Annotated in this window: 28 protein-coding genes; 14 read left to right on the forward strand and 14 right to left on the reverse strand. The window is 57.3% G+C overall.

Features of this window, described 5'->3' with window-relative positions:
- Window positions 1-29: 29 nt before the first annotated feature.
- From Q0844_RS17415 to Q0844_RS17430, 4 genes are read left to right on the forward strand one after another with little or no spacing between them, the layout of a single operon-like run.
- On the forward strand, window positions 30-1331 hold the full coding sequence (locus Q0844_RS17415) for a flagellar hook-basal body complex protein (protein ID WP_299047508.1): 1302 nt from the start codon (window positions 30-32) through the stop codon (window positions 1329-1331).
- A gap of 39 nt (window positions 1332-1370) precedes the next feature.
- Entirely contained in the window at window positions 1371-2825 is a 1455-nt protein-coding gene (gene flgK, locus Q0844_RS17420) for a flagellar hook-associated protein FlgK (RefSeq protein ID WP_299047511.1), read from the forward strand.
- Window positions 2826-2827: 2 nt separating this feature from the next.
- Entirely contained in the window at window positions 2828-3835 is a 1008-nt protein-coding gene (locus Q0844_RS17425) for a flagellin (protein ID WP_299047513.1), read from the forward strand.
- Window positions 3832-4932 carry a flagellar basal body P-ring protein FlgI gene (locus tag Q0844_RS17430; protein ID WP_299047515.1) on the forward strand — a complete coding sequence of 367 codons (1101 nt, stop codon included), beginning with the start codon at window positions 3832-3834 and terminating at the stop codon, window positions 4930-4932. Before Q0844_RS17425 ends, Q0844_RS17430 begins: the two co-directional genes overlap by 4 nt.
- Window positions 4933-5265: 333 nt before the next feature.
- Here Q0844_RS17430 and fliP read toward each other — a convergent pair whose 3' ends face one another.
- The 4 genes from fliP to fliF are packed head-to-tail and all read right to left on the reverse strand — an operon-like array spanning window position 5266 to window position 8500.
- Window positions 5266-5943 carry a flagellar type III secretion system pore protein FliP gene (fliP, locus tag Q0844_RS17435; RefSeq protein ID WP_299047517.1) on the reverse strand — a complete coding sequence of 226 codons (678 nt, stop codon included), beginning with the start codon at window positions 5941-5943 and terminating at the stop codon, window positions 5266-5268.
- Window positions 5944-5995: 52 nt separating this feature from the next.
- A complete protein-coding gene (locus tag Q0844_RS17440) occupies window positions 5996-6289 on the reverse strand; it encodes a FliM/FliN family flagellar motor C-terminal domain-containing protein (protein ID WP_299047519.1) in 294 nt (97 codons plus the stop codon).
- Window positions 6282-6881 carry a hypothetical protein gene (locus Q0844_RS17445; protein WP_299047520.1) on the reverse strand — a complete coding sequence of 200 codons (600 nt, stop codon included), beginning with the start codon at window positions 6879-6881 and terminating at the stop codon, window positions 6282-6284. Before Q0844_RS17445 ends, Q0844_RS17440 begins: the two co-directional genes overlap by 8 nt.
- Window positions 6881-8500, reverse strand: a complete 1620-nt coding sequence (gene fliF / locus Q0844_RS17450; protein WP_299047972.1) for a flagellar basal-body MS-ring/collar protein FliF — start codon at window positions 8498-8500, stop codon at window positions 6881-6883. The genes Q0844_RS17445 and fliF overlap by 1 nt, the downstream gene beginning before the upstream one ends.
- Before the next feature lie 121 nt (window positions 8501-8621).
- Here fliF and Q0844_RS17455 point away from each other — a divergent pair, with 121 nt between their 5' ends.
- From Q0844_RS17455 to Q0844_RS17480, 6 genes are all read left to right on the forward strand, one after another.
- Complete coding sequence (locus Q0844_RS17455; protein WP_299047521.1) at window positions 8622-9110, forward strand: flagellar basal body-associated FliL family protein; 489 nt, start codon at window positions 8622-8624, stop codon at window positions 9108-9110.
- A 10-nt stretch (window positions 9111-9120) separates the two neighbouring features.
- Complete coding sequence (locus Q0844_RS17460) at window positions 9121-9501, forward strand: hypothetical protein (protein ID WP_299047524.1); 381 nt, start codon at window positions 9121-9123, stop codon at window positions 9499-9501.
- A 107-nt stretch (window positions 9502-9608) separates the two neighbouring features.
- Entirely contained in the window at window positions 9609-10100 is a 492-nt protein-coding gene (locus Q0844_RS17465; RefSeq protein ID WP_299047526.1) for a hypothetical protein, read from the forward strand.
- 68 nt (window positions 10101-10168) lie between these two features.
- On the forward strand, window positions 10169-11038 hold the full coding sequence (gene motA / locus Q0844_RS17470; RefSeq protein ID WP_299047528.1) for a flagellar motor stator protein MotA: 870 nt from the start codon (window positions 10169-10171) through the stop codon (window positions 11036-11038).
- On the forward strand, window positions 11035-13329 hold the full coding sequence (locus Q0844_RS17475; protein ID WP_299047530.1) for a hypothetical protein: 2295 nt from the start codon (window positions 11035-11037) through the stop codon (window positions 13327-13329). Before motA ends, Q0844_RS17475 begins: the two co-directional genes overlap by 4 nt.
- A 78-nt stretch (window positions 13330-13407) precedes the next feature.
- Window positions 13408-13629, forward strand: coding sequence for a hypothetical protein (locus Q0844_RS17480; RefSeq protein ID WP_299047532.1), 222 nt, complete (start codon window positions 13408-13410; stop codon window positions 13627-13629).
- Here Q0844_RS17480 and Q0844_RS17485 read toward each other — a convergent pair.
- Window positions 13616-13792 carry a hypothetical protein gene (locus Q0844_RS17485; protein WP_299047978.1) on the reverse strand — a complete coding sequence of 59 codons (177 nt, stop codon included), beginning with the start codon at window positions 13790-13792 and terminating at the stop codon, window positions 13616-13618. The genes Q0844_RS17480 and Q0844_RS17485 overlap by 14 nt on opposite strands.
- On the opposite strand from Q0844_RS17485, the gene flhA reads away from it, so the two are divergent.
- Genes flhA through Q0844_RS17505 form a run of 4 tightly spaced genes read left to right on the forward strand, consistent with a single transcriptional unit; the run spans window position 13713 to window position 17995 of the window.
- A complete protein-coding gene (gene flhA, locus Q0844_RS17490; protein WP_299047974.1) occupies window positions 13713-15707 on the forward strand; it encodes a flagellar biosynthesis protein FlhA in 1995 nt (664 codons plus the stop codon). The genes Q0844_RS17485 and flhA overlap by 80 nt on opposite strands.
- Window positions 15704-16474, forward strand: a complete 771-nt coding sequence (locus tag Q0844_RS17495) for a flagellar biosynthetic protein FliR (protein WP_299047535.1) — start codon at window positions 15704-15706, stop codon at window positions 16472-16474. Before flhA ends, Q0844_RS17495 begins: the two co-directional genes overlap by 4 nt.
- Window positions 16471-17556, forward strand: a complete 1086-nt coding sequence (locus tag Q0844_RS17500; protein WP_299047538.1) for a flagellar type III secretion system protein FlhB — start codon at window positions 16471-16473, stop codon at window positions 17554-17556. Before Q0844_RS17495 ends, Q0844_RS17500 begins: the two co-directional genes overlap by 4 nt.
- Before the next feature lies 1 nt (window position 17557).
- On the forward strand, window positions 17558-17995 hold the full coding sequence (locus Q0844_RS17505) for a hypothetical protein (protein WP_299047541.1): 438 nt from the start codon (window positions 17558-17560) through the stop codon (window positions 17993-17995).
- Here Q0844_RS17505 and Q0844_RS17510 read toward each other — a convergent pair.
- From Q0844_RS17510 to Q0844_RS17550, 9 genes are read right to left on the reverse strand one after another with little or no spacing between them, the layout of a single operon-like run.
- Window positions 17964-18446 carry a flagellar basal body-associated FliL family protein gene (locus Q0844_RS17510; protein ID WP_299047542.1) on the reverse strand — a complete coding sequence of 161 codons (483 nt, stop codon included), beginning with the start codon at window positions 18444-18446 and terminating at the stop codon, window positions 17964-17966. The genes Q0844_RS17505 and Q0844_RS17510 overlap by 32 nt on opposite strands.
- Before the next feature lie 11 nt (window positions 18447-18457).
- Window positions 18458-19156, reverse strand: coding sequence for a flagellar basal body L-ring protein FlgH (gene flgH / locus Q0844_RS17515; RefSeq protein ID WP_299047543.1), 699 nt, complete (start codon window positions 19154-19156; stop codon window positions 18458-18460).
- A 50-nt stretch (window positions 19157-19206) separates the two neighbouring features.
- Window positions 19207-19620 (reverse strand): flagellar basal body P-ring formation chaperone FlgA, encoded by a 414-nt coding sequence (gene flgA / locus Q0844_RS17520; RefSeq protein ID WP_366523030.1) that lies wholly within the window; start codon window positions 19618-19620, stop codon window positions 19207-19209.
- Window positions 19620-20405: a flagellar basal-body rod protein FlgG gene (gene flgG, locus Q0844_RS17525; RefSeq protein ID WP_299047545.1), complete on the reverse strand. Its 786-nt coding sequence runs from the start codon at window positions 20403-20405 to the stop codon at window positions 19620-19622. The genes flgA and flgG overlap by 1 nt, the downstream gene beginning before the upstream one ends.
- Window positions 20406-20415: 10 nt before the next feature.
- Entirely contained in the window at window positions 20416-21135 is a 720-nt protein-coding gene (locus Q0844_RS17530) for a flagellar hook-basal body complex protein (RefSeq protein WP_299047546.1), read from the reverse strand.
- Between the two features lies 1 nt (window position 21136).
- A complete protein-coding gene (locus Q0844_RS17535; protein ID WP_299047547.1) occupies window positions 21137-21406 on the reverse strand; it encodes a flagellar biosynthetic protein FliQ in 270 nt (89 codons plus the stop codon).
- Between the two features lies 1 nt (window position 21407).
- Complete coding sequence (fliE, locus tag Q0844_RS17540) at window positions 21408-21692, reverse strand: flagellar hook-basal body complex protein FliE (RefSeq protein WP_299047548.1); 285 nt, start codon at window positions 21690-21692, stop codon at window positions 21408-21410.
- A 26-nt stretch (window positions 21693-21718) separates the two neighbouring features.
- Entirely contained in the window at window positions 21719-22111 is a 393-nt protein-coding gene (gene flgC / locus Q0844_RS17545) for a flagellar basal body rod protein FlgC (protein WP_299047549.1), read from the reverse strand.
- 9 nt (window positions 22112-22120) lie between these two features.
- Entirely contained in the window at window positions 22121-22540 is a 420-nt protein-coding gene (locus Q0844_RS17550) for a FlgB family protein (protein ID WP_299047550.1), read from the reverse strand.
- Window positions 22541-22582 lie beyond the last annotated feature (42 nt).

The raw sequence follows: 22582 nt of genomic DNA on the forward strand, positions 1-22582 counted from the left end.
TTCGGTCGGTACAGCAGAAAGGCGTGTCCATGACGATTTCTTCCTCGCTCAATGCAGGTGTTGCAGGGTTGCAGGCAAATGCAACGCGGCTTGCGTCCATTTCGGACAACATCGCAAACTCCTCAACCTTCGGGTACAAACGGGTTCAGACGGACTTTCAGTCGCTGGTGATCTCGTCAAACGGGGCAACCTATTCGGCCGGGGGTGTCCGGGCGTCCACTGAACGGCTGATTGATCAGCGCGGGTCGCTGGTATCGACCTCCAACGCCACGGACCTTGCCGTGCGCGGACGTGGCATGCTGCCGGTCGCACAAAGCAGCGATGTGAATGTCGGCAACGGCAACAGCCAGATGTTCCTGACCACGACCGGGTCATTTCGCACCGATGCGCAGGGTTTTCTGAGGTCGGATTCAGGCCTGGTGCTCTTGGGTTGGCCCGCGTTGGCCGATGGGACAGTGCCGACATTCCCGCGTGACACATCGGATGGCTTGCAACCGGTTCAGATCAACGTGAACCAGTTTTCCGGAGAGCCGACGACGCAACTGTCGCTGGGTGTGAACCTGCCCGCCACGGACACGGATGCGGGATCTGCCGGCGAGGTTCAGTACTTGTCGGTCGAGTATTTTGACAACCTCGGCACGTCCGAGAACATCAACATCAGTTTCACGCCGACGGTTCCGGGCGCCGGCACGTCGAATGAATGGACCATGCAGTTGACCGACTCGGCCCTCGGGGGGGCCGTCGTGGGTGAATACGTGCTGACCTTCGACGACAGCCGAACCGCGGGCGGAACGCTCGCGTCGGTCGCGACAACCAGCGGCGGGGCCTATGATCCGGCGACGGGCACAATCATTGTGACCGCAGAGGGTGGACCGCTGGAAATCAACATCGGCCAACTGGGCGAAAGCGATGGGCTGACCCAGCTCTCTGACAGTTTTGCCCCGGTGTCGATTTCGAAGGACGGCTCACCCGTCGGCAACATGACCAATGTCGAGGTGGACGCGAACGGCTTTGTGACCGCGTTCTTCGACACGGGTATCAGCCGCACGATCTATCAGATCCCGCTGGTCGACCTACCCAATCCGAACGGTATGGTGGCGCTGGACCAGCAGACCTATCTGCCCTCGCCGGAAAGCGGCAGCTTCTTTCTTTGGGATGCAGGTGACGGTCCAACGGGCGACATCGTGTCCTATGCGCGCGAGGAATCCGCCGTGGATGTGGCGGGCGAACTGACCGCAATGATCCAGACCCAACGGGCCTATTCGTCAAATGCCAAGGTCATTCAGACCGTGGACGAGATGCTGCAGGAAACCACGAACATCAAACGCTGATAAGTCCGCAAGGCGCAGCACAACGCGGGAGTTGGCGATATGTCACTGACCAGTGCACTTACTTCGGCCATGTCAGGCCTTCGGGCGGCCAGTCGCGGGTCCGAAATCGTATCGAGCAATATCGCCAACGCCAACACGCCCGGATACGTCCGGCGCACCCTGTCGATTTCTTCGGACACGGGCGGCGGCGCGGTCGGCGTTCGGATCAACGGTGTGGTGCGGCATGTCGACCAGCAGATCATCAATGACCGACGGCTGGCCGGAGCAGAAACAGGATATCGTTCTGAAACGACATCCGCCCTGACCCGGATCGAAGATCTGATCGGAACACCGGACAGCGCCGGGTCACTTGCCGCGCGCGTCGCCGATTTTGAGCAAAGCCTGATCACTGCCAGCAGCCGGCCCGACGCCACCGAACGCCTGACAAGCGTCGCGTTTGCCGCCAAGGACCTGGCCCAGTCCATCGCGACTGTTGCGGGCGGCATACAGGATGCCCGGACCCAAGCCGATCGCAGCATCGACGCTCAGGTCACACGTTTGAACGACGCTCTGAAAGGTGTCGAAACGCTCAATTCGCGGATCGTTGCAAGCAATGCAAGCGGCACCGATATTGCGGCCCTTCAGGACCAGCGCCAACAGTTGATCGACGAGATCAGCGAAATGGTACCGGTACGCACGGTGCCACGCGACCATGGCGCGGTGGCCCTTTATTCGACAGGTGGGGCGATCCTGCTGGAAGGTCGCGCCGTCGAGGTTGGGTTTGATCCGGCCAACACGGTGACACCCTACGAATCCATTGGCGATGGCACTTTGTCTGGGCTGACCCTGAATGGCGTTTCCATCAACACATCCTCTGCCAATGGCCGTCTGCATGGTGGGACGTTGGGCGCCCAGTTCGAAATCAGGGATGAGATTGCCCCGGCGGCGCAAGCCCAAGTTGACGCGATCGCCCGAGACTTGATCGAACGCTTCGAAGACAGCGCCGTTGACCCGACACTGGCGGCCGGCGATGCCGGCTTGTTCACAGATGAGGGAAACCCTCTGGATGCGACGACGGAACTGGGGCTGGCCACACGGCTGTCCCTGAATGCGCTGGTTGATCCGGATCAAGGTGGAGAGACATGGCGCATCCGTGATGGCTTGGGTGCCGCCGCACCGGGCGACGCAGGGGAGTCCACACTTCTGATCGCGTTGACGGATGTGCTGGGTGCAACACGCACGCAGGCGTCCGGTTCATTCGGACCATCGCCGCTCAGCGTTGAAGGCGTCGTGGCAAGCCTCTCATCCCAAATCGGAACGGATCGTCTGCGCGAAGACCGCCAGCTGTCATTCGCGAATGCCCAGTTCACGGAACTGACCCAAATCGAATTGGCTGATGGCGTCGACACCGATGCGGAGATTCAGAACCTGATGATCCTGGAACAGGCCTATGCCGCCAATGCGCGGGTCATCTCTACCGTCGATGAGATGTTCGACACGTTGATGAGGATTTGAACATGTACAGCTATGGACTGGGTGATCTGGCTCAGAACTTTCTTCTTCAACGCCGTGGCGCAGCATTGAAAACGGAAATGACGCGCCTGAATGAAGAGTTGGCGAGCGGCCGGATCAGCGACGTCAAATCGGTGCTTGCCGGCAACGTCAGCTACCTGTCCGACATCGAAGGCGATTTGCGGACACTGTCGGGTTACAAGGTCGCCACGTCAGAAGCCGCGCAATTTGCCTCGGCCGCGCAAAGCGCGCTGGACAGAATTGACACGGGTGTCGCGACGCTCAGCACTGCGCTGATCACAGCATCATCCAGTGCTGTTGGTCCGGTGCTGGACCAAATGTCCGTGGATGCAAAGAACGAGTTGAGCAGCATTGTCACATCGCTCAACACATCCAGCGGTGGGCGATCTTTGTTTGCGGGCGCCGCGACCGACCGGCCCGCCTTGAATGGCGCGGACACCATCCTGGCCGACCTGCGCGCCGCAATTGCGGGCAATACCACGGTCGACGACATCAGCGCCGCCGTCGATGCCTGGTTCGATGATCCCGCGGGGTTTCGTGCCTCGGCATACACCGGATCCGATAGCGCACTTGCCGCATTCCAGTTGGCGGAGGACGAACAGGTATCGGTCAGCCTGAAGGCGGACGATACTGTGTTCCGAACCCTGATGAAGAACACTGCGTTGGCCGCAATCGCTGCAGATGACAGTCTGGCCCTCTCCGGCCCAGCCCAACAGAGCCTACTTCAGCAAGCGGGCGAAGGACTGTTCGAAGCCAAGGCCGACTTGACCGCCGCCCGGAGCAACCTCGGCTCAGCCGAGGCGCGCATTGACACCATCGCAACCCGCAACGCAGCCCGCGACACATCCCTGCAGTTTGCCAAGGGCGCATTGCTGCAGGCCGACCCCTATGACACCGCAACCCAATTGGAGGCAGTCCAATTCCAGCTTCAATCCCTTTACACGATCACCGCACGCATGTCCGATCTGTCGCTGGTCAACTTCGTCAGATGATCCGCGCACTCATCTGGCTGGTCGTCACGCTTGGGGCAACGGCAGCCATAGCAAACCCCGTGCGGATCAAGGACCTTGTCGACTTTGATGGCGTCCGTGGCAATGACCTTGTTGGATACGGACTGGTTGTCGGACTGGATGGAACCGGTGACGGTCTGCGCAACGCGCCCTTTACCGAAGACATCATGACGAACATCCTCGAGCGGCTGGGGGTGAACGTCACGGGCGAACAGTTTCGGCCCAAGAATGTGGCCGCCGTGATCGTCACTGCCACACTCCCACCCTTTGCGCGCAGCGGAAGCCAGATCGATATTACGGTCTCGGCGATCGGCGACGCCAAGAGCCTGCTCGGCGGCACGCTGGTGATGACGCCGATGAACGCGGCAGACGGTGAAATCTATGCCGTAGCACAGGGCACCATTCTTGCCGGCGGCGCCGTTGCCGAAGGTGATGGTGCGCGTGTCACCCAGGGCGTCCCTACGTCAGGCGTGATTCCATCCGGAGCCCGCATCGAGCGAGAGATCGACTTTGAACTCAGCAGTCTGACCGATATGCGGTTGGCGCTGCGCGATCCGGATTTTACCACCGCGGCGCGGATCGAGGATGCAATCAATGCCGTGTTCGGACGCTCGGTCGCAACGATGCTGGATTCTGGCACGGTTTCCTTGAGCATCCCCCAGACCCGCGCCAGATCCGTGGCGCACGCGCTTGGCCGAATTGAAAACATCGCCGTGCAACCGGAACGCAAGGCTCGCGTTGTCGTCGACCAGCGATCGGGCACGATCGTCATGGGCGACGACGTCCGAATTTCGCGCGTTGCGGTATCACAAGGCAATCTGACGCTTCGTATTCAAGAGCAACCTCTGGCCGTCCAACCCAACCCATTTGCCAACGGCCAGACCGTAGTTGTGCCTCGGACAACGGTGGATTTGCAGGATGAAGAAGGTCCAGGACTGGCCGAAATTCCCGAAGGGGCATCCTTGTCCGAGGTCATTGCCGGATTGAATGCTCTTGGTGTTGCTCCGCGAGACATGATCGATATCCTGAAAAGCATCAAAGCTGCGGGTGCGCTGCATGCCGAGTTTGTTGTCCGCTAAGTCTCTGCGCAAGGTGGTCGCACCGGGTACGGCGAAGCTGCGCAATCATGGGTGCGCGCCATGCGGACACTCCCCAGCTTCTGCTCAACTCAAGTGATGTTGAAACGGCGTGAGCAAATTGACTGGACTTAGAAGGAACGCCTTGCCCACCACGTCTGTCCGCAACGAGATCTTGCTGTGTGAGGACAGACCGAAAGGGGGCAGTGCACCAACGCGAACGTCCAAGGTATGCGATATGGAACGCTTTCGTGCAGCACGGCTTTAACTTTTCCAAAGCGCAGGCGTAACAAATCTGGGATGCTCGTATGCGCCGTCCGCCATGACTGCTTGCGGCTAGAAGTAGCTGCGCACCAGGCTCCCGGCGATCAAGCTCCATCCGTCAGCGATAACAAAGAATGCCAGCTTGAATGGCAACGACACGATGGCCGGCGGCACCATCATCATCCCCATACTCATCAACACGGCCGCAGCCACAAGATCGATGATCAGGAACGGCAGAAAGATCAGGAATCCGATCTGAAACGCACGCGAAATTTCGGACAAAAGGAAACTCGGGATCAATACCGACAAGGGCGCATCCGGTTCCAGCACGATACCTTGCGTATCAGGCCGCAGATCGGCCATCGCGGCAAATGTATCCGCGTCCAATCGGCCTGCCATGAAGACACGGAACGGCTCGAGCGTGCGAACAAACGCGGCTTCGGGGTCTATCTGCTCGTCCAGCAGCGGGCGCAACCCGCTTGTCCACGCTTCGGTAAAGACGGGTTCCATGATGAAGTAGGTGAGAAACAACGCCAGGCTGACGATCAGCATGTTCGGAGGTGATTGTTGCAAGCCGATTGCCTGGCGCAGGATCGACAGTACCGTCACCAGAAACGGAAAGCATGTGACCATGATGGCCAGACCGGGCGCAAGGCTCAAAACAGTGATCAGCGCAAGCAACTGCAGCGTGCGCGCGCTCAACGAACTGTCGTCTCCAAGCGAGATCGCAATGTCCTGAGCGCTCGCCATGCTGGGCAAGAGCACAAGTACACACAGCCACAGGCCCGAAACCCTCACGCGATCAAAGACCTGCGCCAAGGTCGAGGATCTCGGTCAACCGGACAACCAGTTGACCTTCATCTGCACCTTCGGCTTCTTCCAAAGTCCCGCGGGCGATCAACTTGTCACCCACATACAGGTCCACGGGATCATCGACACGTTTGTCCAGCGTGAGGACGGCATTCGAGCCCAGCATCACCAGGTCGCGTACCAGTGGACGGGCGCGCCCGACAGACACCGTAATTTCGATCGGCACAGCCGTGAAGGGATTATGCGCGTCCGAGGCCAGAGCTTTGGTCGAGGGAGTTTCAGCCATCTTTAACCTCATCAGTGTGATTTTCAAAAAAGGATGCGACTGCGGCCGAAATGTCTGCAACGGTTCGGTCCAGGTGCAGCTCGGCTTCTGTCCGTTCCACCCGCAACGTCACTTGGGTGGGTGCCAACAGTTCGTCAGTCACCAGTATGAACGGTTTGGGAGGATCATCATTCAGAGCCGCGCGCACAGACGATTCGCTTTCAGGTGCCACAACAATCTCGATCGCGGAATCCAGGCTGTCGCGCACCATGCTCTGAACGGTGTCGCGCACATGTGCACCAAGACTGGCCTTCGCGATCTGCGGCAGAATGATGTCAGTGACGTTGCGAAGGATCGCTTCGACCGAAGCGTTCAAAGTTGCGCGCAACTCATGATATTCGAATGACGCGTTCTGAAGACTGGCAGCAAGACCGCTTGAAACAAATGAACGGGTTTCCGTTTGTGCGGCCACCGCATCGTCCCATCCCGCCTGGTACCCTTTTTCAAAGGCTTCCAGTTTCTGGTCTTCGATTTCTTCCGCGCCCAGATGCTGAAGGGCAGCCTGCTTCGGCTTTGGCTCTCCGAAATCCTGGAATAGATGCGCCGCTGACATCACGCACGCTCCTCTTCCAGCCAGCTGCGCAGGATTTCAACGGTTTCTTCCTGCCGCTCACCTATCATGGAGCGTAGACGATCAACGGGGTCCGCAGGCAGTTGTTCAATACTTGCGCCGGGTGAACCCGTCCCCATCGCGGGCAAGTCGGGCAGCATGTCTTGCGCGGAACTCATGTCAATGTCTGGAAAGTCAGCGCCAACATCGGAGGCGGACGCGACCAACGCGGGTGCCGTTTCGTCGGAGGCTGGAGGCAAGGCCTGCAAGCCTTCGATCTGTGACGGCGCGCGCGACAACACGGGACGCACGACAAAAAGCCCGAGGACGAGAGTAACCACTGCGAGGATTGCCATCTGAATGGCAGACATCACGTCGATGTGGACTTGATCCAATATCGATGTTTCCGCGATCGTCCCTTGAGGCACAACACTTTGCAATTCCATCGCTTTGATTGTGATAACGTCGCCACGCGCCTCGTCGAAACCGACAGCAGACGCCACCAACTCCTTCAGGGCATCCAATTCTTCCGGCGACCGTTGGATGCTGTCCGCGTCTGCATCTTCTGGCACGACCGTCTCGTTTACCAGCACGGCGACGGTTATACGGCGGATGGCACCAGCTGCTTTGACAATCGCACGCTCTGTTTCCGACACTTCGTAATTGATCCGCTCTCGTGTCTCGGAATTCTGAGACGATGCACTGTCTCCGCCCGCGCCTTCGCCGTCCGGTAGGTTGGAGGCGACGGTGACATCCCCATTGCCAGCTTCGCTGGACGTGCTGCTGCGCTCTTCGGTGTCCGTGCTGACCACGACCCTTTGCTGTGGATCAAAACGACGTTCGCGAATTTCTTCTGTTTCAGTGACGGTGTCGACGCTAACCTCAACAAACGCATTCCCGGGACCCACGCGGGCTTCGAGCAAGCGTTCGACACGCTCCCTGAGCATCTGTGCCTTGTCATCAGCACCAGCGGTTTGCGCGGCGTCATCTCCTGTGCCGACCAATGCACCGTTTGCGTCAATTACTGCGACATCATCCGCCGCAAGCCCGGCCACGGCGGACGCAACGAGGAACCTGATCGCCTTGGCCTGTTGCGCAGAAAGGTCGCCACCATTTGGCGTGATCGAGACGGAAGCAGTTGGCGTAACGCTCCGCTGAAAGGGGTTTGACCCGGTCGATGCGATGTGAACGCGCGCCATGGCAACATGCGGACTGGACACGATCGTTCGCGCCAGTTCCCCCTCTTTCGCACGCCAATAAGCGGCATCGAACATCTGCGATGTAGTGCCAAAGCCAGACAGATTGTCCAAAAGCTCGTAGCCGCGGCTGCTGTTGGCCGGCAAGCCTTCGCTCGCAAGGGTAAGGCGCAACTGATCCCGCTCTTGCGCATCGACAAAAATCGACCCACCGCGAACCTCGAATGGGACGCCCCGCTGCTCAAGCGATCGAACGACATCCCCCGCAGCCCCGTTTTCCAAACCTGCATAAAGCAGTGTCATCGTCGGCGCTGTCGCGATTCGCGACATCGCCAGGACCGCCAGGAACATGGCGACAGTTGCCGCCACGACAGTGATCTGGCGTTTGATATCCAGTCCCATCCAGACATTCAGTAATTGCTGCACAATCGCCTCCGTCATACCGCGCGTTCTGCCCGGCGTTGAAACAGCAATGACTGAACAGCCTTAACAATCGGTTAGTTGATCTGTGAGAAATCTTGCTTCGACAATTTTGAGCGGGACTCGGATGACAGACGCAGTTGTGGATACCCCAGAAGAGGTCAAGAAACCCTCTAAGTTGCCTGTGATACTGGGCCTTGTTGCCCTTTTGCTTGGGGCCGGCGGTGGGTTCTTTGCAACTTTCTCCGGAATGATCCTGGCACCCGAATCGGCAGCAAAACAGGCGGACAGGAATGCGGCACCGGACAGTCTGCCGGACGTTTCGTTCGTTCCGGTCGAGCCGATGGTGATCTCTTTGTCACCCAGTTCTCAAGGCCGACACCTCCGGTTTCGCGCGCAGCTCGAAGTGCCTTCGCAGTATGCATCCGATGTCGAATCCATTCTCCCGCGGGTGGTGGATGTTCTGAACGGATATCTGCGTGCTTTGGAAACCAAGGATATTGAAAGTCCGGCGGCGCTGACACGGTTGCGTGCCCAGATGCTGAGACGCGTGCAAATCGTGACGGGTCCCGGACGCGTGAATGACCTTCTGATCATGGAATTCGTACTAAGCTGATGGTGTATGCATGGACTTGATTGCCGATATCTTTCTGGCCGCCGGAGCGTTGGGCGCCGGATTCTACTGTTTCGTACTGGGGCGTCGTTTGAACCGGTTCAACAACCTTGAAAAAGGAGTGGGCGGAGCTGTTGCCGTGCTGTCTGCACAGGTTGACGACTTGACCAAGACGTTGGAAGCGGCACAGCGAACGGCGGCAGAGTCTGCCGAAACGCTAAGTGACACGACGCAACGCGCCGCAGAGATGGCGCGGCGGCTGGAGCTGCAAATGGCGGCGCTGCATGACGTGCCCGCTGCATCGCTTCCGGACCCTGTCGCACCACCGCCCCCGGAACCACAAGAACCAACCGAACCGATTTTCACCCGAAGACGTGTTGGAGGTGGCCAATGAAGCGCAATGGGAAACGCACATTTGCCCACCGCGGATCGGTTGCACTTCTGGTGATGTTGTTGGCGGGCTCCGCCGTACTGCGAATTGGTGTGGGTGCAAACTCTGCCATGGCGGACATCGACCTATCCGACGGTTTTTCGCTTCCGCTTGGCGCGCGATCAACCGACCCCATGCCCCAAAAAGAAGTCGACACTGACATCAAACCGTTGCTGGACGCCCTGCGGGCCCGCGAGGCCCGCGTTGCGGAACGCGAAGGTGCATTGGCAGCGCGAAGTAAGGCGCTTGATGTGGCTCAGGCAGAGATCGAAAGAAGGTTAGCAGCGCTTGAGGCGACTGAAGCGCGGCTGCGACAGACACTTACTATTGCGCAAACAGCGGCCGAAGATGATCTGGCAAAGCTGACAACTGTCTATGAAAACATGAAGCCCAAAGATGCGTCGGCTTTGTTTGAAGCGATGGAACCTGCATTTGCTGCCGGTTTCCTCGGGCGCATGCAACCCGAGGCAGCGGCAAAGATTTTGGCGGGTCTTGATCCCCAGGCGGCATATTCGATCAGTGCAATCTTGGCCGGCCGGAACGCGCGCGCACCTAAAAACTGACGCCACCGAGAGGCTTTGTTAACGGCTGTCTGCAATTTTGCTGCCGAACGGAAAGAGGGAATTGTGACGTGATTGGAATCATCGGCATTGTGACCATCTTTGTAATGGTATTTGGCGGCTATCTGGCAGCAGGTGGCAAGATGGGTATCATCTTGAAGTCCCTGCCGTTCGAAATGACGATGATCATCGGGGCCGCTGTGGGTGCCTTCCTGATCAGCAATTCCATGTCCGAAATCAAACACACGATCAAGGATCTTGGCAAGGTGTTCAAGGGCCCAAAATGGGCGCACGAAGATTACAAGGAATTGCTGTGCCTGTTGTTCGAGCTGATACGTCTTGCCCGACAAAACCCCGTCGCAATCGAAGAACATATTGAAGATCCGGAGAATTCGTCGATTTTCTCGAGATATCCGAAGATTGTCGCGGACGGGGAAGCAACTGCGTTGATATGCGACACAATGCGGTCTGCCTCCATGAACTATGACGACCCGCATCAGGTCGAAGAGGTTTTGGAAAAGCGCATGGATGCCAACATGCATCATGCCCTTCATTCCAGTCACGCTCTACAAACGGTCGCCGATGGCCTGCCCGCCCTTGGTATCGTCGCGGCCGTTCTGGGCGTGATCAAAACCATGGCCTCTATTGATCAACCGCCGGAAATCCTCGGCAAACTGATCGGCGGCGCTCTTGTCGGGACGTTTCTTGGCGTTTTTCTGGCTTATGGACTGGTTGGTCCGTTTGCAGCCAAGGTGAAAGCGGTGGTTGAAGAGGACAGCCACTTCTATCAACTGATCCGCGAAGTCCTGGTCGCGAACCTGCACAACCACGCCACCAACATTTGCATCGAAGTCGGGCGCCAGAATACACCCTCGCATTGCCGACCGTCTTTTTCCGACCTCGAAGAAGCCTTGAAATCCGTCAAACAGAACGCCGCATGAAACGCTTTCTTCCGGCCATCTTTCTCTGGTTTGCCTCTGCTGTTGTATCAAATGCTGCAGAGATTACGGTTCGATCGGGCGCACATGACGGGTTCGCGCGATTGGTTCTGGACGTCCCACGCGAGACAGAGTGGTCTGTGCAACAAGATACCGACCAAGCGACAATCAGTATTGCGGATCACGCGGGCGGTTTCGACATCGCCAGTGTTTTTGAGCGCATCGACCAAACCTATGTGCGGGCCGTCTCCAGCGAAGCTGGTACGCTCAACATCGCATTCAATTGCAAATGTGCCGCAGAGGTTTTTCGTTCAGGCGCAAGCATGATCGTCGTCGACATCAGTCAAACCGAGGGCCTCGCAGAGGTTTCAACCGCCTCCGAGATATCATTTGGATTGGAGTTCGTGGGAACGACCCGATTGGCATTTGATCCTGCTGAAAAGCCACCAACATTGAACACTGAGGCACAGACGCCAACAATTGATTTCGCAGAAAATAGCCGCGAACCTTCTACCGCGACACCGTCAGCAGACATCGCGAGCACATCTCGGACGGCCGATTTGGAAAGTCTGCGCCAAGCGCAAGAAAAACTGGCCGAAAGGATCAGTTTTGCTGCAACCACTGGTGTCTTGCGCCCAAACAACCAGGGCATTGATTTGCCCGGAGCCGAAGCAAGGCCGCAGATTAACACTCAAATCTTCGACTCGTCGGTACAGTTGCTCGACGACGAAGTGGGAATCGGTCCGATAGGTGGCAATCTTCGGATCACATCCAGCAATGATGTACCAAGCGACGGCATAGACCAGATCCAGGCGTCCACAACACTTGGGGTTCGGTGTATCGACCCTGCTTTGGTGCGCGTACAAGACTGGGGCGATGATGCCGGCTTTGCAAAGTCTGTTTCGAACCTCCGGCGCGACTTGTACTCAGAGTTTGATGTACTGAATCCCGAAGTGGCAACAGACCTGGCGCGGCTCTATCTACACTTCGGCTTTGGAGCAGAAGCACGGCAAATACTCGCGATGATCGATCAACCGACCCAATCAACCGCACCGCTTGCGTCCATAGCAGATGTCATGGAGTTCGGCTCGGCAAAACCAGACAACTACATTGAGAGCTTCTTGGATTGCGATTCAGATGTCGCGCTCTGGGCGATCCTGGCCAAGCAAGACCTGCAACCATCGGATACAATCAACAGTGATGCGGCCATTCGCAGCCTGAGCAGCCTGCCCTTGCACCTTCGGCGTTTCGTTGCACCGGCACTGAGCAAGAAGTTATTGGCCTATGGCGACCAAGATGCGGCGGCGGCCGCGTTGCGCGGCTTGGAGCGGACATCCGAACCACTTCAGTCTGCCGGTGCAATGGCAAAGGCCGACATCGAGTTGGCGCAAGGTGACGTCGCAGTCGCGCAAGACCGTTTGAAGGGCATCGTGGAATCGAACGACCAGCAATCGGCACAGGCGTTGATACGATATGTTGACACGCATTTGGACGCGGAGGTTGCGATTGATGATGATGTCGCAACCCTTGTCGAGGCCTATGCTTTGGAGTTTCGCGATGATCCCCTCGGACAGGAGCTGAGGCGCACGCATGTTCTTGCACTTGCCAAGTCAGAGCAGTTTGATGCGGCTTTTGCCGCACTTGATCGCATGCGCCCGAGCGGGAATGCCGGTCTCGCCGACAGGCTTGAATCTCCGCTGATTGAATTGCTGTCCAAAACCGCGGACGATGCAACGTTTCTGGAACATGCATTTGCTGCGATCACGTCGCACCCACAGGACCTATCGCCTCAAGCCAGGTCCCTTTTGACCGAGCGGTTGATAGAGCTAGGGTTCCTTAGCGAGGCAGAGCATTTGATGACCGCGAGCGGCGAAACCCTTACGCCGCAGCATCGTCTTTTGCGCGCGCGTATTTCAATGGGCTTGTCGCGCCCAAGAGAGGCGCTTGCATTTCTTGGCAACCTCGAAGGTGAGGTAGCTGAGCGGTTGCGAGCACAAGCCAATGCGCATGCTGGCGAATATGGCATGGCATACACCCTGTTCTCGGAAATGAATGCGGGCCCGGATCAGCTACAATCTGCCTGGCTGTCCGACGATTGGCTGGTGTTGATCGAGCCGACCGAACCAGTGCTTGGGCCAGCCGTTACCGTAGCCACATCGGCATTGGATAACTCCGGCGATCTGAACGGAATGCTGGGGCGGACAGAGGACGCACTCGATGAAAGCGCAAATGCGAGAGACGTTATACGGCAATTATTGACCATGGATGCCGTATCACAACTTCCGGAAGGCTGATCACATCCAGCGAAACTTGGTTACCAAATCTAAACCGGATCCTGCCTAAGCTGCGCTTATCACAGAAAGTGATGAGGCATGATCGTGAACCGCAAATTGATGAAATCAATTCCCCCGCCTGCCACGTTGCAAAATCTTAGTTCACGTTCCACTTGGATGCTCACAAATGCCTATCACCTGAACTTGAGCAGGAAATGGGTTCGCGATCATGAGAAAACCCTTCACATTGATCAAGTTGCCGAAGCGCCGGGTGTCTTTGCTTCCAATACAGCCGCACCTGCATGGGTCATGGCGCGATGAAGTTTTCCCCATCTGCGATATTCAGCCCAACAGTCATGCTCGCGGTTGCGCTGATGGCCATCATCGTGATGATGATTCTACCGATGCCAGCATGGGTCTTGGACATTGGGCTCGCGGCATCATTCGCACTTGCCATTCTGATCTTTACGATCACGCTTTTCATTGAAAGGCCCCTGGACTTTTCTTCGTTCCCGACAATTCTCCTCGCGTCTTTGATGCTCCGCTTGTCCCTGAATGTGTCATCCACCAAGCTGATTATCGGTCAGGGTCATACAGGAACGCATGCCGCTGGTGATGTGATCGAAGGCTTCGCCCAGTTCATCATGGGCGGCAGCGTATTTCTAGGTTTGGTCGTCTTTTGCGTTTTGCTGATCGTGAACTTCATGGTCATCACAAAGGGTGCGACTCGGATGGCTGAAGTCGGAGCGCGATTTGCCTTGGACGGCATGCCAGGCAAGCAATTGGCAATTGACAGCGACATGTCCGCCGGTGCCATTGACCACAAGGAAGCCAAGGCACGGCGTGAACTTGAACAAGCGGAAACGACATTCTTTGGGTCGCTGGACGGCGCATCGAAATTCGTGAAAGGCGATGCAGTTGCGGGGCTGTTGATCACGCTTCTAAACCTTGTTGCAGGCTTGGTTATGGGCGTTGCCGTGCATGGCATGGCTCTTGGAAGTGCGTTCGAAACCTATGCCATTCTCACCGTTGGCGACGGGCTTGTGTCGCAAATCCCGGCTGTTGTCATCTCGATTGCGTCTGCGTTGTTGCTGGCGCGCGGTGGCGCCAAGGGTGCGACAGATCTGGCAGTGTTTGGTCAACTGGGCCGTCACCCGGCCGCCCTTGCGACGGTTGCAGTACTCATGGCGATGCTGGGCTTGTTTCCTGGTTTGCCGGTTGTCCCTTTTTTGGGTGGCGCCCTTGCCCTTGCCGTTGCCGCGTTCCTGATCAAGCGAAAATCAAACGCGGCAGAAAGTGTCGAAATAGATCTGGATTCAGTGCAAGAGGTCGCGCCCGAAAAATCGCTTGGGGATGTTCTTGAGCTGGACGATATCCATGTCGAGTTTGCGCCGGATCTGGTGAACATGGTGTTGGATCCAGGGACGGGGTTGGACGCGAGGATCGCAAACATGCGTGTGCACGTTGCGACGGTGTTTGGCGTCATTCTGCCTGAGATTCGATTGACCGATAATCCAGGACTGCCAACCAGCGGGTACGTGCTGCGCATTCAGGGTGTGGAACAAGCGCGCGGCACCATCAAACCCCACGAAATTCTGGCATTGGCCCCGGACACAAGTGACAATCTGCCGGATGGCGAAGACACCACAGAGCCCGTCTATGGTGCGCCCGCGCGTTGGATCGCGACCGAAGATCAAGAAATTGCGGCTATGGCGGGTGTGACCCTGGTCACCCCCACCGAAATTCTTGCGACCCATTTGCTCGAGGTCGTAAAACGCAACTTCAGCAGGCTGCTGACGCTCAAATCGCTGCGGCGTTTGTTGGAAGAGATGAAAACCGTGTCTGATCCCGTGCGCGCGGAAGCAAACGGGAAGATGCTGGATGCGCTGATTCCAGACAAAGTTCCGATGGACATTCTGCACGCTGTTTTGCGCCTTCTTCTGGACGAACAGGTCTCCATCCGAAACTTGCCGCTCATACTTGAAGCTGTAGCCGAAGCGCGCGGCTTGAACGCGCAACCCGAAGCGATTTGCGAGCATGTACGCCAGCGTCTGGGCTTTCAGATCATATCGGGCATTCGCCGTGAAGATGGCACGCTGCCATTGATCCAGCTCGCACCCGAATGGGAGGATACATTCGCAAGCTATCAGGTCGATGCGGACCGAGGGTTGGATATCGCTCTGCCGCCGGACTTGTTCAACAGGCTCGCAGACAATGTTACGGAAAAGCTGCAGGATGCGGGCGATCAGGGCATCTTTCCAGCTGTTGTCACAAATACACGACGGCGAAGGTTCCTGAAGACACTGATGCGCGCAAAGGGGATCAACAATCCCGTGTTGTCGTTTGAAGAGATCGGGGTGGACGCACGACCGTCCCTGGTGGGTGTTGTCGCGGCATGACTGCGATGGCCAGTTTCCTTGCAATGCTCCAGGAGGAACTCTGGCTGGGGTTTGTCGTCTTCTTGCGTGTCGCTGCTACAGTTGCGCTGCTCCCTGGCTTTGGCGAACAGTCCGTACCGATGCGGATCAAACTTGTTCTCGCAGTGGCTTTCACGTTGATCGTCACACCGGCGATCTCCGACGGCGTGCCGGCCTTCTCGGTCGACATGTTGGCCGTTTTTGCCATCACGGAAGTTGTCGCTGGTGTCCTCATCGGCTTGGGCATTCGATTGTTCATCCTGGCTTTGCAAACGGCCGGGGCCATCGCGGCGCAATCAACGTCCCTTTCACAGATCCTCGGCGGAGCAGCCATCGAGCCGCTGCCCGCAATGGGGTATGTTCTGACGGTCGGCGCAGTTGCTTTGGCCGTCATGGCCGGGCTGCATATCAAAGCCGCGCATCTCCTCATACACTCTTACGTGCTGCTGCCGATGGGACTGTTTTCTGCCGGCGCGGACGTTGCGGATTGGGGACTTGCACAGGTCGCCCACGCGTTCGAACTGGCTTTCTTGTTGGCGGCCCCGTTTGTTTTGATGTCCGTGCTGTACAATCTGGCCCTGGGCGTCATCAACAAGGCAATGCCGCAGCTGATGGTCGCGTTTGTTGGCGCGCCGGTCATCACCTTGGGCGGGTTGTTCCTTCTGTTTTTGGCCGCACCAGTCATGCTCTCCGTATGGCTATCGGCGCTTGATCAGTTCATGGCCGCACCGTTCGAGCATGCGCAATGAGCAACCAGGACGAAGACACAGACAAATCTTTTGATCCAACGCCACAAAAGCTGTTGGAGGCGCGAAAAAAAGGCGAAGTGGCCAAGTCAGTCGATCTGCATACAGCCGCTGCCTATGCCGGGCTGACACTGACTTTTGTTGCCATTGGCACGCAGATGGTCGCGTCGTTTGGAAGCGCCTTGCAAGTCTTGCTGGATCAACCCGCAGACCTGGCAGATGTCTTGTTCCAAGGTGGCTCATCCGCTGTGATGGGCGGCATTCTATGGACAACCTCCACCTCGATTGCGCCGTTGTTCGCGGTTCCGGCCTTGGCGGTATTGGCGGCCGTACTTGCACAGCGGGCATTTGTTGTTGCCCCATCCAAGTTGCAGCCCAAACTCTCTCGGATCTCCTTGCTTCAGAATGCGAAGCAGAAGTTCGGGCGCAGTGGATTCTTTGAGTTTGGCAAAAGCTTTGCAAAGCTCCTGCTTTATTCTGCCTGCCTCGCTCTATTTCTTGTTGCGCGGCTTCCGGAAATGGTCGGGGTCATGCACGCATCGCCTGGGTTGGTTGCTGCCTTGCTGGCCGAGATGTGCATCGCCTTCCTTTTTATTGTCGTCCTGATTTCGACTGCTTTGGGAGGCATCGATGCCATCTGGCAGCATCAGGAACATATCCGCAAAAATCGCATGTCGCGCAAAGAGATCATGGACGAAACCAAGAACTCAGAAGGCGATCCACATCTGAAACAGGAGCGCCGCGCGCGGGCACAGGCCATCGCGACGCAGCAAATGATGGCAGACGTTCCGCAAGCGGACGTCGTAATCGTGAACCCGACGCACTATGCAGTGGTGTTGAAATGGAGCCGCGGCAGCGGCACTGCCCCTGTTTGTGTCGCCAAAGGCGTTGACGAAATCGCGTTGCGGATTCGCGAAATTGCCCAAGAAAATGGTGTGCCGATCCATAGCGATCCGCCGACCGCACGGACACTGCATGCGATAACGGCTATAGGTGACGAAGTGCACCCCGATCAATACGCCGCGGTCGCCGCAGCCATTCGGTTCGCAGACAAGATGCGTGAACAGGTGAGAGGGCGCATTTGATATGGACCTCAGACAACTCAAGCAGATTTCGGATCTCAAATATCAAAAAAGCGAACAGGCCATCGCAAAACTGCGCGGCCGGGAATCGGCGCTGCGTTCCGAATTGAGCCGGTTGCAATCGCTCGCGCATGAGACGCACAAAACTCCGGTACAAGACGCAGAACTGCGGTCGATAGGAGGAGACGTCATTTGGTTGAAGTGGCTCGCGTCAGAACAACGAAAGCTGAGTATTGAGCTGGCGCAAGTTCTTGCGCAGAAGGAAAACCTGATGGTTCAGCACAGAACTGCCAGCGGGAAAAAAGCAGTGTCTGATGCGTTGCTGGAACGATCACAGCACAAAGCGCGCAAGGATCAGGTCAAGCGTTCGCTTGATGAAGCGATCGATGCATCCGTGGTGCGGTCCGAATTCAGTAGTCCTGACGGGCGATCTCGACAATGAGAACGTCCGTAATCTGGTCACCCATGTCTTTCTGCGCGACTTCGCGAAGCGCCGCCCGTAGAACTGCCAGGTTGTTTGAATTCGTAAATGCTCCGTCAAATCCGCCAACATTGGCGTGATCAAAGAGCACTTGCAGGAATGAGTCCCTGAGTTTTGGTTCACGCGAGTAAATCGCATCCTTCTGCCCGGCGGGTACTTCGAGACTGAGCGACAGAACGACCAATGCCTGCACGGTATCGTCGTTTACGACCGGCACCACGAACTGGTTGTTCATCTTTACGTACTCTCGATTCAACGTATCTTCGGGCGGGTCGGCAGGCATGCTGGCGTCTTGGGGCATCTCACCTTCGACGACCTCGACCGGTTCGGGGTCAGGACGCAGAAACACGCCCGCACCAACGCCGGCTCCCAGCCCGACAAGCAACAGTATCAAAGGCAGTAATTTTTTCACGGCGCGAGCTCCTAGAAGGGCAAAACTGCATCAAGAACTTGCTGACCAATCCGGGGTTGCTGGACATCAGTGATCTGTCCGCGACCACCATAAGACACGCGCGCCTGGGCAATCTTGTCATAGGTTATTTCATTCTTGCGCGAGATATCTTCCGGTCGAACGTAGCCCGACACCAAGAGTTCCCGGAGTTCAAAATTGACGCGCAGCTCTTGAGAGCCAGAGATCGACAGGATCCCGTTCGGCAAGACATCGACGACGGTTGCTGCAACCCTGAGGGTCAGTTTCTCTTCCCGCTTCACCGATCCATCGCCGCTTGATCCCGAACTGGAGGTGATGGACACCAGATCGGAAGATGACGCACCTTCTGGAAGTTTTTCGTCCAATCGCTGCGGCAGCCCACCCAACTGCGGCACCTGAAGGCTTTCGCTTCCGCTGCGCGACCGATCCGTTTCATTGGAAATCTCAGCACTTTCATCAATCTCGATGACAACCGTCATAATGTCGCCGCGTTGGACGGCACGCCGGTCGCCCAACAGGGACGAGCGTTGTCCGCTCCAAAGCGAGGCGCGATCGGTCGGACCGACCTCTTCAACGACCAGCGGAAGACTGGCCGATACCATCGCCGAATGCTCGCGCGTTTCAAGCGGGTTCGAAAAGCTTGGCGCCTTGCCGATGTGATCCATGCGACCGCATGCGACAACAGCGCTCATGGCGATAAGGACTGTCGCGGTTCGGACAAATTTGCAAATGGGATACGTGGTCATCTGGTTACCTTGATTGATCCGTCTTCCTGAACGAAGCCGAACAGTGTGGCGCGTGAATTGAGATTCATAACCCGCACGCGGTCTCCGGCGCCGCCGCGTTCCAACGCTCGCCCCTCGGTCGTGATCGAAAGCCCCCCGGTATTGAAGAACAACGGCACAATCTGGTTTCTGTTCACGATGGCAGGAGCTCCGATTGCGTCGAACGGAATCGGGCGACCAGCATACAGCGCAACACGCGCCTCTTGACCAACAACATCCGACATACGATCGAATACGCCAGGTTGCACGCCATCGCGCACCGCAAGATCCGCGGCGGTGATAAGTGTGCCCGGTCGCAATGTGCGCGTCGGGGTCACCGTGTCCGCAAGAACCCATCCAGAGGACAGCAACAGGAGAAGCAAAGCGCGCATCATCGCACCTGCGTCATCGCACCCATCATCTGATCGGCGGCTGAAATCACTTTCGAGTTCATCTCGTACCCGCGCTGTGCCGCAATAAGGTCCGTAATCTCACGCACAGCATCGACCGAGCTTTCCTCAAGATACCCTTGGCGCAGTGTGCCCAAACCGTCGAGGCCGGGTGTCGTGACAACCGGGGGGCCGGAGGCATCTGTTTCGGCAAACAGATTGCTGCCCAGCGCCTCGAGACCTTTGGGGTTTGTGAAACCGGTCAAGTTGAACTGACCGATCAACTGCCCTGCCGTCGTGTCGGCAAAATAGGCATAGACTTCGCCGTCGCCGTTGACAGAGATGCTGCGGGCATCTTCGGGTATGACGATTTCCGGTGCAACGGGATATCCGTCCGACGTAACAATCACGCCTTCTCCCGTGCGCTTCAAAGCGCCATCACGGGTATAGCCTGTTTGTCCGGACGGCAGGGTCACTTCGAAGTATCCGTTCCCATCGATTGCGAGGTCAAGATCACCACCCGTCGCAGCAAGCGATCCCTGCGCCAAGTGGACAGATACCGCAGACGGTCGTACTCCAAGTCCTAGCTGAACACCGGTCGGCAATACGGTTCCGTCTGATGCATTGATCGCACCGGGTCGAGTCATTTGCTGGTAGTGCAAGTCGGCAAATTCCGCACGCCGCGCATTGTAGCCGGTCGTGCTCATGTTCGCGAGGTTGTTGGAGATGGTCTCTACTCGCATCTGCTGGGCGAGCATACCCGTAGCCGCAATCTTGAGAGCGCGCATATGTGGCTCCTTAGTTGGATTTCAACATCGCATCCATCGCACGACGGACACGTTCGTCTTCAGAATTCAGAAAGTTTTGCCCCATTTCGTAGGCGCGTTGGATTTCGATCATGCGGGCCAGTTGCCCGATCGGATCGACATTGGATTCTTCGACGAACCCCTGCATCACACGCGCTGTTCCAGACGGTTCAAATCCGTCATCTGCACGAAACATTAGTCCGCCTTGACGTGTCATTCGCGATGAATCGGTGGGCTGCACCAACCCGATCTGACCGACAAAGGCGCCATCCGCGCTGATTGATCCGTCCGGCGAAATCGACAGCGAAGCAGCCCCCGGTGGGATAAAAACCGGCGCTCCGCCCGCATCAAGGACTGCATAGCCGTCCGGTGTGACCAAGTCCCCCTGTCCGTTCGGCGAGAAGCTACCCGCGCGCGTCAAGCGTTCGCCATCCGGGGTCTGGATCAGGAAAAAACCATCCCCTTCGATCGCAAGATCAAACGTACCGCCGGTTTGAGTGAGCGTTCCCTGCACAAAGGACGTCTGCCGCACATTACCGTGCCCCATCGACAGTGACGCGCCGCCTTGCATCGCCTGCACGTATTCGGAAAACACCATGCCTTCCTGACGATATCCAGTGGTCGCACTGTTTGCGATGTTGTTGGCGACAATTTGCATTTCGCGCATCAATCCGGATTGCCGGGTCAGTGTGATATACCCTGTGCTGTCCATTTTACCCTCCGATCACCAATGGAATGATCCGGTCCTGAAAAAACGACACCAGCGTCTGTGTCATGAACCCCATCGACAGCCAGAACACGACTACGATTGCCGCAAGCTTGGGTACGAATGTGAGCGTCATCTCTTGGATTGAAGTCAAAGCTTGTACCAATCCAATCGAGACGCCCGCGACCAAGGCAATGGTCAGGATGGGCATCGATACGAGAACCGCAATCCACAAGCCCTGGCGCAAGGTGTCGAAGAAGATGACTTCGTTCAGCATATCAAACGGGCATCCGCAGTATTTCTTGGTACGCCTCGACAACCTTGTTGCGCACGGTCACGGCGGTTTCGACGGCCAGTTCGGTCTGCGCAAGGGCCTGGACCAGGGAGTGCGGATCGGCCTGTCCGACCATCGCGTCCTTGGCGACCTGTTCGCCTTGCGCGAGGGTTTGCGCAAAATCCATCGCGACTTTGCCAAAGAGGCTGCCCCCGTCACTCTGACCCGGTTGGGTCGCTGGCCGCAGTGCGGCGTAGTTTTTGACTGCTGATAAAGTTGCGGTTTCCATTCTGGATCTCCTTCAATTCGCCCGCTTCAGCGGCGCAATAGCTGCATCAAACTCGACGACATCTGCCGTGTTTGTTCGAACATTTTCAGGTTGGCTTCGTAGCTGCGCTGCGCTTCGCGTGCGTCAGCCAATTCAATGAGCAGGTCGACATTCGACCCGTCATAGTGGCCGCTTCCATCCGCCATCGGATGGCCTGGATCGTAGACGCGATCCAAGGGTCGATCATCCAGTGACATTCGGCCCACTTCGACCCGCGCCACACCATGTCCGCCGTCAAACTCAGTCCGAAAAGGCACAGTCTTGCGCCGGTAGCCGGGCGTGTCGGCGTTCGAGATATTCTCGGACAAATGGCGCAGTCGTTCAGCCTGAGCCTGAAGGCCACTTGCGGAAACCGACAGTGATTTTGAAAACTCGCTCATGTCGACCCCCTACTGACGCCCAAGGCTGGAACGCAGTATTGTCATCGCGCTTTTGTATATTGCGAGGGAACGGTCATGCTGTCTCTTGGCATCCGTCGCGCGCAGCATCTCCGTCTCAAGTGAGACAGAATTGCCGTCGGGCGCGGCAAAGGTCTGGTCTTCGATCATGTTCGCCTGACCGCTGCCAGCAAGACTGCCATGCAGGTGCGCGGCTCGCGTTGCGCGCTGGGAAAATGCGCCGTCACTGGCGGGCGCATACACCTCGGTGAATTTGGGAATATCGCGCGCAACGTACCCGGGCGTATCCGCATTCGCCACGTTCTGGGCAATAACCGCCTGCCTTTGACCGGCATGCATCGCCATCGCATGTGCGGATTCGAAAATGGCCAGCTTTTGAAACATCGGGGCTTCTCCCTCGTGTGGTTTCATCAACGCTTAACTCTGATTCCCTAAAAAACTGTTTGCAGACAT

It is taken from the genome of uncultured Tateyamaria sp., from assembly GCF_947503465.1.
GTDB lineage: Bacteria > Pseudomonadota > Alphaproteobacteria > Rhodobacterales > Rhodobacteraceae > Tateyamaria.